Origin of the sequence: Parvibacter caecicola (assembly GCF_003725335.1) — a bacterium.
Taxonomy (GTDB): Bacteria; Actinomycetota; Coriobacteriia; order Coriobacteriales; family Eggerthellaceae; genus Parvibacter; species Parvibacter caecicola.
On the sequence record NZ_QIBY01000019.1, the window covers coordinates 25,913 to 39,621 of the forward strand.

Genomic DNA, 13,709 nt, shown 5'->3' on the forward strand with positions numbered 1-13,709 from the left:
ACATGATTTTGGATGAGGACAACGGCGCCAATAAGTATCGGGCCAAGGTGCGCATCGATGCCGAAGTGAAAGTGGAGCCCGATGGAATGGGCGGCACTGTGGAGAATGTGGTGTACCACTATTACCTGGAGAACGTGGTGCTGGTTGAGGGCGAAAGCTCGGAGCCGGAAGTTGATCTTGACGCCTTGGGCGTGGATCGCAACCTCTACGACGACATTACGGGCATGCCTACTCAGCCGCTGTTCTATATTCGACACACCACCGACTTCGCCAATCCGCCTTCCGATCCGCAGATGACCTACAAGGAAGTGAAGGCCAACGAGAGCCATGAATACGTGCCCGCGCCCGGCAGTGCCGAAGAGGCCGAGATGGCCGAGAAGAAGGCCCTGGAGCAGAAGCTGCGCGTATTTGTGTACGTACGGGTGGCCAGCGCCGATGTTTCTGCATGGAACAATGGCTACGAGGAACAGAACGGCCCCGACTGCATTGCCCATGAGAACTATGCGCTGCCCGGCACCGATGCCGATCGCGACTACTGGTACGGCGAGGACGACAAGGTGACCGGCGACCACAACACCGCCGATGAGAGCAAGGGCACCTGGGTGCTGGTGGGCAATAAGAACGGATACTCGGTGGCGGACAAGACCAATCACGTCATCGACTTGTATGAAGATCCGGCCCTGGCGGGGTACGGTTTGGTTTCCGGCAACTACGATGTGCGCCAGGTGCGTTGGATAATCAAAGCGGCTGACGGCACAACGGCGGGCGCTGGCAACGATTTGCCCACCTATGAGACGCCGGTGCCCCATGGTTTCCGCCTGGCGGTGGATGCCATGCCCTACGACAACTCCAGCAAAGAAACCAAGAACGCCACCGCCGGCATCCAAGAGGCTGACGATATCGACCCCAGCCGCATGAACACCGGTTGGGAGTGGCGCAAGAACGAAGACGGCACCTACCAAACCCGCGAGGGCATGGCATGGGTGAAGAAGGCCGATGGCACCTGGGCCTACGAGATGTCCAAAAACATCAAGATCACCAAGGCCAAAACCTTCCTGCCGGTTTCCATCACCCAGAACGCCGCCGGCGTTTCCGGCAGTGCGTTTGTGGTGGACGATCCATCTACCGAAACCGATCAGACCACCTACAGCGAACATGCCGGCAATCCCAGCCATGGCCATTCGCTGCGTACTGCCTCGGTGATGGGGGAGAACGCTCTCGAAGCTGCCGCATCCCGCATGCGCGTGCTGGTGGATGACAACGTGCCCGCCGACGTGGTGGACGGCATCGCCCAATCGCTTTCCGCTACGGGCGCCGAGCCGGTGGTTACCACGGTGGCCGCTAGTGCCGTCGACCCCGACGATGAGGGCGTTTCGCTTCTGGCGGAAGGGGACGGCCCCACTATTCACGAGTGCGACCACGAGAAGGACGCCAATGGCTATTGCGTGTACCACCACGAATCCGATGGCGACCCCAACAACCCGGAAAGCTATTGCGCCAAGTACCATAATGTGCACCTGGACACCAAGACCAACAAACTGGTGTGCGACGAACCCAAATGCAACCATGACACCGACCCCGATCGCGACTGCTGCAAGGTGCGTCCCACGGTGAGCGACCCCAACGGCGGTTCCAGCGTGTGGTCTACTGCCGCCCATATCAACCACTTCGTGTCGGCGGTGCCTCGCTACGACGATACCAAGTACGTGGAGACCGAACGCGACCGCGTGGGCTTCTACCGCGACCCCGAGTACCCCTATCTGCGCGTGTTTGCCACCCAGGCCTACTACAATGGCACTGGCGAATCCAGCTATAGCTGGAATGGCGGAAAGCCCGCCATCGAGGTGGACAACTCCCGCATGATGCGCTTCACCATCACGCTTAACAACCTCTCCAAGGCCCAGCTGAAGTATTTGGGCGTGGGGGGAAGCCCCTCGGTGGACTACTGCACCAATCCGCAGATCTCCATGCTGCTGCCCTTCATCGAAGGCTTCGGCGCTGCTGCCGGCATGGACGTGAACAGCTTCCAGTACATCCCCAATTCCGCGGTGGACGCCAAGACGCTGGCCGAGGCTCAGGTGGGTACCGGCAATCTATGGAACAAATGGCTTACGGGTACTGGCATCAATAAAGACAGCGGCCATAGCTACCTGTTCGTGGACGCCACCGGCACTCCCGGTATGGCCGATTTCAAGCCGGGCGAAATCAGGCAGGTGGCAGTGGGCACTCCCGGCGCCTACGAGAAATGGGTGTTTGGCAATACCGAGGCTACCCGTGCCGAGGTGTACGTGGACCGCGGCACCGATGCTGACGGCAAGCCGTACACCGATCTCATCATGGGCTCTTATATCAATCGTGACGGCAAGCTGATTCGCGGCACCCGCTCCCGTTTGATTGATGCCAACGCCCTGGAGGATATCAAGGCCAAGGTGGAGGCCGGCTATGTGTTGGACAAGGACAACAATCCCACTCAAGCTACTGATGCCAACGGGCGTCCGCTGTACTACACCAATGCCGAGGGCGATTACACCGACGAGGATGGCAATTTGCTGGGTCCCAACGACATGCCGGTGCCCATCCTCGCTACCCGTGTCTACTGCCCGCTGAATGCGAAGTTCAGCTCGGAATCCATTCGCGTGAACACTTACGAGATGGAGGACGACGGCACTATCTCCTATGACTCCGACGTGGAGCTTATGGCTGGCGTTGAGGGTCAGCTGGACATGAGCGGCAATCCCATTAACTTCGACGATTACGATGTGGATGAAGACGGCTACTTGCTGGTGAAGGGCACCACGGACCGCGTCCTGGGCAAGCGTCCCATCACTAAGTCGGTTACCCTGAAGTCGGCCGAGACCATCAATGACGCTACGCCCATCTGGACCTATCGCGTGGCCTCCTTCGACGACCAGCTGAATATGAAGGGCACCTTGCCAGTGTCCTCGACCACTCCGCAGCTGAATGATCCGAGCCTGTACCACGCGGTGCGCAACACTGATGGCGGCATGCGCATTGAGGACAAGATCGGCAACGTGGTTGCCATAAAGGACGAGGACGGCAATGTAATTAAAGAGGTGATCTACAACCGTAAGTTCATCAATTGGCGCTTTACCGGCGAAACTCGCCATGGTCAAAACGGAGACTACACCGCTCGCGGCCGCTTGGGCATGGGCCAGGGCATCGTTATCGAGATGCTGATGCCCATCCGTCCCGATGCCGATGCCTCCATCCCGCAGGAATTGCTGACCACTACCGGCTTCGGCTACAAAGAGGGGAACTTCAACGGCTACGTGCCTTCGGTGCAGGAAACTACCGACCGCGTGTCGCTGATTCGCGATGACCGCGACGTGAACCTGGACGGCCTGACGGACCAGAAGCAAATCGCCCATCAGTTGACAGCCGTTGGCTTTAAGAGCAACGAGAACATCGCCCAGAAGCACACTTCCAGCACCATTTTGGATTCGCTGAAAACCAAAGACGGCGATGGCCCGGCCGCGGTTCCCGAGGGTACTGGTTACAGCTACACCATGAGCGCTGTTAATACCGGCACCAGCGAAGAGTCGGCTACGGGGAACATTTGGACTCACTTCCTGAACGTGCTGCCCTACGAGAACGACACTTTGAACATTCGCAAGCAGGCGCGCAACAGCACCTGGGCCGGGTGGGTAACCAGCCTGGATTCCATCCAGCTGACACGCTTCGACCCGAAAGACCTGGCCAACCCCGAAGGTCGTGTGATTCCCATCGACGATGAGAGCGCCAGCGTGTGGGTGGGTCCCTTCGCCATCAGTCGCGACGGCAGCAATATCACCCGTCTGTCCCAGGGCGCTCTCACCTACAAGGTGACGCCCGAGGGCGACGTGACGCTGGAAACTGGCCTTCCCGACGAGGAGTACCCCACGGTGGTGGGCATCACCCATCCCACCTCGCCTTTGGGCCAGAATACCGCCAACATGTTGATTCAAAACTGGATGAACCAGAAGAGCGCCAGCAACGAGGAGATGGAAACCATCGGTATGGTGAACATCAACGACCTGCGCGCCTATATTGAAAACAACCCTGATCAGGAAACCGAGCTTCTGAAGGGCATTCAGTTCATCTGGGCGAAGTTGCTGGACACCAAGTTGTACCTGTCGGCCTTGGGCTGGATTCGCATGACCGTTGATATGCGGGCACCGCTCAATCTGCCCAAGTACAACGGCAATATCACCGGCAAGCCGGAATTCGACATGAACCTTGAAGAGGATGCCGACAATGCCGACGCCGCTGCCCGCTTGGCAGAAGTCACCCAGTGGAACAGCTTCGCTCAGCGCATCACCCGCGACGGCGTGCGCGATACCAACCGTTCGTTTATCGAAACCCATTTGGCGGGCACCTTTATCGACGCTCCCGATAAGAAGGGCTATATCGGTGACTACGTATGGATTGACCCCAACTGGAATACCGATCAGGACGACACCAATGGCACGCTGGTAGGTGTGGACGGCTATGGTCGCGTTGTGCCGCTGGATAGGCGCGGCAACCCCATCTATGGCTCGGATGTAGCGTTGGACGGCAACGGGGTGCCCACCGACGTGCTGGCTCGCGTACGGCACAAGACCACTTATCACAAGGCCACCAATGGCCGCTTCCTGCTGGCAACTGAAAAGAACTTCACCGTAGTTGATCAGGAAGGCGGCGAGCCGACGCTGGACGAGTTCAACTCCATGAAGCTGTATTACACCTACCGAGACGACGCTAACGTGAAGTGCCCCGTGGCCGATATGTATACCGACGTGGACTTCGATGGTCAGCCGGAAGACCCCGGCGTGAACGGCGTGTACGTAGAGCTGCTGAATGAGTACGGCAACCCGGTGAACCGCGACGGTGTTGTGGCGGTGCAGGTGTGCGACGACAAGACCAACAACGAAGAGCGCTGGGTGGAAGGCGATCCGGTTACCGGTCTGCCGGTGCTGAACGAAACCGAGAGCTATACAGCTGCGGTGGGCGGCAAGCCTTACACCTTCACCACTGAAAGCGACTACTACGATAACGCTGGCTACTACATCTTCTCCAGCTTGGAGCCGGGCAAGTACCGCTTGCGCTTCACCTTCCCGCAGGCCTACAAAACCTACGCCCTCACCACCAAGCACATCGGTCCCGATGCTGACGGCGACGGCGAGGCGGACGTGGCCATGACGGTGGACCGCACTGGCGGCAAGCTGGTGGCCACCTCCGCGGCCTTCGACGTGGAGGGGGTGGCTTACGACCCCGAGAAGTTCAAGAAGGGGGAGTACGATCCCATCCACGCTGCCTACGATGCGGCCGCTACCAGCTACGATGTGGGTATTGCCCGCCCGGTCACCTATACCGGCACGGTGTTCCGCGACGACATGGAGGAGAACCCGGACAACCCCGAGGTGCCCTACGTGGAGGAGGATCCGGCCGATATCAATGGCGTGCTCGACACTGCCGGCGTAGACCTGGATCTGGCCAACCCGGTGGATGCCATGAATTCCGGCAAGCCCAACCACGAGCTTCGCTTGGCCAACATGAAAGTGACCCTGTTCGAGTACGAGCAGTACGTCGACCCGAACACCGGCAAGGAAGAAGACCGTTACGGTTGGGGGCTGGACCCCGAGGACAACACCTGGAAGAACGGCGTAGTGCCGGCGCTGGACGCCGATGGCAATCCTGCCACTCTCATTACCGGTGCCGACGGCCACTTCGAATGGACGCTGGTGCCCGACAAGCGCTACGTGATTGTGGCCGAGGATACCCGCCAGCGCCTGCTGAAGCCCAGCGTATACACCTGGGACGACAGCGCCCTCACGTATCCCACCATTACCTGGAACAACGCCACCCACAAGTGGCAGACTGGCGTGTGGGACAACGACCTGCGCCTGGAAAGCGGCATCGCCCGCACCAAACCCTTCACTTCGAAGGTGCCGGTGGACGAGAACGGAGTGATGCTGCTGGAGGTGCCCGGCAACGCCGACGAGGGTTACCAGATTCAGCACAAGTTCGCCCTGGGCTGGGTGGACGGCACCAAGGGCTACCTGGGCAACTACATTTGGAACGACGCCAACTACGACGGTCTGCAGGGCATGAGCGAAGAGGGCATCGGTTCGATGAAGGTGTCGATGGAGCAGTACTGGTGGAAGCCCGCCAACTACGACGAGCTGCGCGCTAATCCCAACAAAGAGCCTTCCATGGCCGGCGAGTGGGTGGAGGTGCCCGCCTCCAAGCAGCCGAAGACCACGGTGGAGACCACCACGCCTTCCGGCCAGTACGTGTTCAAGGGCGTTTCCACCTATGTGGTGGACCCCGAGGATGACACCCCCGGCAAGAGCGATGAAGAGAAGCTGAAGTTCCTGGCCGGTTACCGCCTGCGCCTCGACCGCGCCACGCTGGCCACCCATGCCCGCGACTGGGGCGTGACGCTGCAGAGCCCCTACACCTCTTCGGCGACCGGCGCTCTCACCACGTTGGACGAGGAGCTGGACTCTGACGCCAGCATGCAGACGAAGAACAGCTTCTTCCCCGGCAATTACGATATGAACAGCGGCAACGAGTACATCCGCTACGACTCCACCAACGCCGTGTGGGCCACCTTCGACCCCGCCAACCTGAAGGTCCAGGTGGCGGCCGGCAAGGCCAGCGGCACCGAGGGCGTGGCCTACGACCGCGCCGGCAACGCCTGGTGGTTCGTGGATCGCGACGGCAACCGCATCGCCCAGACTACCCGCTTGGGCTCCATGCTGAACCTGCAGCTTTCCGCCGACGGCAAAACCTGGAACTGGGAAGACGAGAACGGCAAGGCCCACAGCAAGACGGCCCATGCCGGCGGCTATTACCTGAACGAGGACGGCCTCACCATCGATGATGACGTGTCGCTGAACTCCATGATCGTGGTGGCGAAAGAGCTCGAGGATTCCTTTGGTCCGCTGCCCGAAGGCGTGTCCGAGGAAACGGTGCGCACCATCGCCGGCCCGAGCCCCGACGGCGGCCGTGGCACGGTAATCCGCTACGACCTGTCCGACGCCGATCCCATCGAGCATTGGGACGCCGGCCTGGTGGAGGTGCCTCGTTCCAGCGTGGCCGGCCGCATCTGGCAGGACGCCAACTACGACGGCGTGCAGGCGAAGACCGGCGACGGCAGCTACAGCCTGGCCGAGGAGAAGCCGGAAACCACCGACCCCGACGACCCCGCCTACGATCCGGACGCCGCTAACAAGTTTGCCGCCAACGACGGCAGCTTCTCCAGCTGCGAGCCGGGCCTGGAGGGCCAGACGGTGCTGCTCACCCAGTGGTACTGGGTGCCTTCCGGCAACGGCGCCGCCGGCCGCTGGGTGCAGAACACCAGCTTCGGCCGCGACACCCGCACCACCGCGCTGGTGGGCGCATCCAAGGTTGAGGCCTCCGATGGCACCAGCCACGGCGCCACGGCGCTGGCCGGCGGCGTGGTGGCCCAGGTGACCGGCGTGGACGGCGCCTACCGCTTCAACGAGCTGCCGGTGGCTTACATGGCCCCCGACGGTACCCATTACCTGGCCGCTTACCGCGTGGCTCTGAAGGAAACCATCGTGGAAGACGCCGGCACCCCCGACGTGGCCGACGACGACATCCACTGGCTGCTCACCCGCTACCATGCGCAGGACGACCAGCTGGCCGACGCCGACGCGGAGAACGAAGACGGCAATGGCAGCGCCACCGGCATTGCCATCCAGGGCCGCGAGGAGTTCACCGACGCCAGCGGAACCACGCACCTGCTCACCCGTGCCAACAAGGGCCAGATCATCCTGGCCGACATCGCCGACGAGGTGTTCACCACCTACAACACCGTCACCAAGGCCACCCTGAAGCAGGAGAGCCAGGTGGCGCTGCCCGCCAGCGAAGTGGCCGTGGGGCTGGAGGACCTCTCCGGCTACGGTGACGTGCTGCAGTTCGACTGGCTGACCGCCCGCGAAGGCACCATGGGTGAGAAGGACCTGGACGACAAGTTCATCGAGCGCATCATCGACGGCGGCGACGCCGGCATGTTGCCGCCGCCGGTGCAATCGGTGGTGGGCGTGGTGTGGACCGACACCAACAACGACGGCATCCAAAACGAGGTGCCGGTGCTGGACGCCGACGGCAACCCGACGGTGGATTCGTTGGGCAACCCGGTGATGGAGATGGAGAAGGGCGCCAACGGCATCCGCGTGACCCTGGAGCGCTACATCCCCAACATCACCTACGCCGCCGACGGCTCCGGCGAGATTGTGGCCGTGAACGGCTGGGTGAAAGACCCGGCTTGGGACGACGACACCCACACCTGGGAGGACTACGAGGCCGACAACACCGGCGGCATGTCGCTGATCGAGGGCCGCAGCCAGCTCACCTCCGCCCAGGAGAGTGCCGAGGGCGTGGTGGAAGACGGCGTGTACCGCTTCGACAACCTGTCCACCCAAACCCGCGACCAGTACGGCAACCCCATCATCTACGCCTACCGCGTGCGCGCCACTGATCCGGCGTTCAAGCGCAACGCTTACATGATTGCCAAGTACCTGCGCGGCGACGACTTCACGCTTGACTCCAACTTCAAGCTGAAGGACGCCTACCTGATGAAGAACGCCGCTACCAACGCCGAGGGCATCGACGAATACGACGTGCTGCTGAACACCTACGAAGAGGGCGTTTCCAACATGCAGAACGTGGTGGAGGCGGCGCCTTCCAACAACCAGAACCAGGACAAGGGGCTGGGGCTGAAGGGTCAGGCTTCGTCCGGCCCGGCCACCTTTGCCCTGCGCGGCCTGGAGCGGCTGCCGCTGATGGCCGCCCTGGCCGACGAGGCGGACGTGAGCGGCGAGAGCCACTTCGACCTGGCCGACGGCTCCGACCGCGCCTACAACGACGCCGGCGTGCTGGACGTGCCCATGCAAACCATTTCCGGCACCCTGTGGCATGACTCCAACTACAACGGCCTGTTGGACGAAGGGGAAGCGCCGCTTGAGGGCATACAGGTGTTCCTGAAGGTGTGGATTTGGGATCCCGGTTCCAATAGCTGGAGGCGCTACATTCCCAATGTGGGCCCGGCCGACCCGGACGACATTGTGAACGACAAGCCCGGCAACGAGGTGGCGGTGACCGACGAGAACGGTTACTACGAGTTCGCCAATCTGCCGGTTTCGGCTCCCTATGATCTGGACAAGCCGGAAGACCGCAACCTGTACGGCTACACCGTTGAGGTGAACAACAAGAAGCCGGACGACGGTGACTACAGCAAGTCTACCAACAGCTTGCCGGTCACCCGCCTGCTGGTGGATTCCGAAGACGGCTTGGCCCCCAATTCCAAGGGCCGCCGCAGCGCCATGAACGACGAGGGCGCCGAGATTCAGAAGAGCGACCCCGGCCTTGGCAACAGCACTCAGCCCGGCAACAGCAACAACGTGCGCACCATCTACGATACGGATACCATTCCGGTGGCCTTTGATGTGTTCAACCGTGTCGAGACTTACGATGATGTGGAGATGGCCATCGACACGGTGTCGGTGGTGGACGGCCGCATCGTGCTGGCCCGCCCGGCAACCGACGACACCGAGGACAACTACCGCGAAGAGCTGGTGAACTCCGAGGGCAAGGCGCTGGCGTTCGACCTCTCCGAGGGCCATGACCAGCGGGATATGAACTCCGGCTTTGGTCCCTTCAACACTTCGGTAATCAAGGGCATCGTATGGAACGATGAGAACTACGACGGCTTGCGGAACATGCGCACTGCTCTGGACGGAGAGGACTACGGCATCGACCTCACGGCGCTGGAGAAGCCGGTGCCCGGTGTTGACGTGTACCTCACCCAGTACTACCAGGATCCCAAGACCGGCGAGTGGGTGCAGAACAAGAGCTTCGGCGCCGCCGCCCTGTATGTGGGCAACCTGAAGGCCACTCGCTCTACCGTGACGGTAATGCAGCCCATCAAGGGGCTGGAGTACGCCATCCGCAAGGTGGGCGACGAGTGCGCCGACAGCCAGCTTGTGTGGTTTGCTCTGCCGGAAACCGAGGAAGGCGACGGTGCGGTGAACCTCAACCGCTGGACCGCCGAGAACAAGGGCGAGTTCACCCAAGTGGTGCTGGCCGACGGCACGGTGGAGCCCATCTTGCCGGTCACTGAGTACCAGGTGATTGCGCGCCGGGTTGACATGCGCACCGACATCGATCGCGGCTACACCAAGGACAACCCGAAGGTGCTCACCTACGGTACCAAGACCGAAGACTGGACCGTGGACTACGAAGATATCACCTCCGAGGAAGACCCGGACAACCCTGGCCAGATGATCGAGGGCACGGTGCCCCGCCAGCTGAGCGGCACGGTTACCTATGCCCGCACCGACGCGTCGGTGTCGGTGGCTACGGCCACTCTGGAGGCTTTGGCCGAATCGGCGCCGTTTGGCTTCGAGGTGGCCCTGGCCCGCACCGGCGAGCAACCCACCATCTGGCAGCCGCTGGCCCTTCCCGAAGTGGACGACCCGGCCGACATGCCGGCCACTGTTGAGCTTAAGTTCCGCAACCTTGACGCCCATACCGATTACACGGTGACGGTGCGCAAGGGCGCCGATCCGAACCCGGCGCCCAAGCCCGACTTGCCTGACGATAACGAAGGCGGCTCCGATAAGGGCGGCGCCGACACCCCGACCACCGTGGCCGACGGCGACGGCGACGGCGACGGCCTGCCCGAGACTCCCGGCACCGGCAGCGGTGACGGCACTGGCGACGGCACCGGCGATGGGGAGATCCCCGATTCCGGTACCGACCCGGACAACCCGGATACCCCGGAGAACCCCGACGACCCCGAGAAACCGGAAGACGGCGTGCTGGGCAGCTTTGCCTTCACCACGCTGGATGTGATGGGCAACTCGGTGAACTACCTGCCGCAAGGCTCCACCACCCGCCAGCCGTCCCGTGTTCCCACTCCGGTGGGTGCGCAGGTGGCCACCACTGACAGCGAAGGCATTTACACCTTCGGCAAAGACGGCGCCAAGGTACCCAGCTATGTGCAGCTCGACGAGAACAACAAGCCGGTCGAGTGGGGCGAGCGCGGCGTGAACGACGAAGTGGTGCTGGTGTCCTACCGTCTCACGGTGGGCGAGCTGGGCGCGTTCGCTCCCAGCCGTCTGCAGGTGCAGATGCCCGAGTGGATGCGGGAAGACTCCGACATCGAGCGCGACGAGACCGGTGCTTTGAACCTGCGCGAGCAGTTCGTGGAGAACAGCGCCATCCGTCGCGACGGGTATGTGCTGGTGGCCGTGAAGGCCGACGACACCGACGGCACCCAGCAGTACAGCGACACCTTCAACGGGGTGGACTACGACACGCCTTATGCCATGAACATGCAGCGCGGCGGCGACGCCGGCCTGAAGGCCATCACCCGTGCCAAGATTTCCGGCAAGGTGTGGGAGGACGCCAACAACGACGGCGTGCGTCAGGCCGGCGAGCGCGGCATTGCCGGCGTGCCGGTGCAGCTGACCCGCTACTGGTACGACCCCGATCAGCACTATTGGGTGTACGACGAGGCCTTCAACGATGCCGAGGGCGACTTGGCCTACCAGCGCGATCTTGCCACCGATGCCAATGGCGACTGGCTGTTCGAAGAGCTGGAAGCTACCGGCCTTGAGATGCGCGACGAGGAAGAGCTGGATGTGATTTACGGCTACCGGGTACATGTGCTGTCGGTGCCGGGCAACTATGGCATCTCGCCGGCCAACCGCGGCGGCAATGGCGAGGTGGATTCCGACCTCAACGAGGCCAACACCCGCATCATGCCGGACGAGCCGGTGAACGGGCTGATTGTGCTGGCCCAGCCGCGTCAAGACGGCGAACCGGACGAGCGGGTCATCCCCGTTGGCCCCGGTTCGGGCGAGTGGTCGATGGCGGCCGTTAAGGACTCCGAGCACAATGACGCCGGCCTGGTGCCGTTCAGCCGCATCACCGTGAACGGCGTGGTGTTCAACGACGCCGCCCAGAACGGCGTGCTGGACACCGACGACCAGCGCCTGGAGGGCATGGATGTTTGGCTGGAGCGCACCATCACCTCGGCTGACGACGCCATGGACGCCGGCTGGTTGTCCCGCATCGGCGACGGTGTGGCCGGCAGCAGCCTGGACGATGGCGGCGAGCCGCTGGTGGCCGGTGAGCGCTACTACGACACGCTGCCCACCGGCATCGCCGATCAGCTGGCCCGCGACCACGACGCCAACGACCCGGCAAAGCCGGAGCGGCCTGGCAACCCCGACGCCCCCGAGGTGCCGGGCGATGAGTTGCTGGAGGTGGCCCTAAACGGCAACTTCGCCGACGCTCCGGCGCTTGGGCCCCTCAAGGCCCAGATGGGTACTACGTTGGTGCTGGCGGCTTGCGACCTGGCCAATCCTGGCTTCCACTTTGTGGCCTGGAACACCGCCGCCGACGGCAGCGGTGTGAGCTACCTGCCCGGCAGCCCGCTTGAGTTCGATGGCGCGGTTACCGCTCTCTACGCCATCTGGGAGGCCGACGACACCACCGGCGGCGAAGCGACCGACGAGGTGAACCTGTTCTTCATGGGCAACTTCGCGGATGCTGCCGAGGTGGCGCCGCTCACTGCCACGCGCAACGATGTGGTGAGGCTGCCCGTATGCAGCTTCTCTAACCCCGGCTTCCGCTTCGTGGAGTGGAACACCGCCGCCGACGGCACTGGTGTTGGGTATCAGCCGGATGACGAGTTCACGATGGACGGCACTGTCACCCAGCTGTTCGCCATCTGGGAGGCCGACGACGTTACCGGCGGCGATACCGAGGGCTCTGAGGGCTCTGGCTCTGAGGGCGGCGACGACACTGAGGTCTTCCGCAGCTTCTACGCTTCCGCGGTCCAGCTGCCGCTGGTGGCGGTGAATGCCGAGGCGGCCCTGGAGGCGCTCGTGCCCGTCTACGATGGCGCGGCGGTGCCCACGGCCCTGGCCGGTGCCGGTGCTGCGGCCAGGCCGGCAGCCCTTACCGGCGAGCAGCTCTCTGCTGAGGAGAACCGCCTGCGCCACATCGACGCCAACCCCGAGGCGGCCGCCAAGGCGGCTTCGCCCAAGCCCGAGCGGGTGGAAACCGACGGCATCCTGCATGAAGGCGAGTGGGAGCGCGTGGCCGCTACGGTATCCGATAAGGACGGCAAGTATGAGTTCACGGGGCTGCCGGTGGCCGACGAGTACGGCCGCCCCTACAGCTATCGGGTGCGCATGGTGAAACCGGCGGATGCCACGTACGTGCCGCTGCACGGCGGTACCGACCGCAATTGGGACAACGACTATGCTCACCTGAATGTGCTGGGAGCTACTACTGATGTGGCTCAGGGCACCACCGAGGTGCTGGGCACTATCGCAGTCCGCTCGAGCGGCGCCAATGCCTACGGCCATGCCTACACGGTGCTGGCTGGCAGCAGCTGGGCTCGTGAGGCCGGCACTGCGGTGGACTTGGGCATCTATCGGGACGAGGACGACCTGCCGTTGCTGAACCGCATCTTCCCGAAGCTGGGCGATGGTCTGCCTTGGATGCTGTTAGCGCTCATGGTGAGCGGCCTGGTGGTGGCCATCGTGGCTCGTCGTCGCAAGGAAGAGCAAGAGCAGCAAGAGCAGGAGGCCTAAAGCCGAAAACGCAAAGTTGTAGTACCAACAGGGGGCCGCTCCACCGAGCGGCCCTTTTCATGACAGGGGGGGGGTAGCAGGGGGCGGAGG

1 protein-coding gene (cut by a window edge) is annotated in these 13,709 nt (G+C 62.8%); it reads left to right on the top strand.

What is annotated here, in order from left to right:
• Positions 1 to 13,619: the end of an SdrD B-like domain-containing protein gene (locus tag DMP11_RS08760; protein ID WP_148041125.1), read on the top strand. It extends 25,417 nt beyond the left edge of the window; only the last 13,619 of its 39,036 coding nucleotides appear in the window; its start codon lies beyond the left edge, outside the window; it ends in the stop codon at positions 13,617 to 13,619.
• Positions 13,620 to 13,709 lie beyond the last annotated feature (90 nt).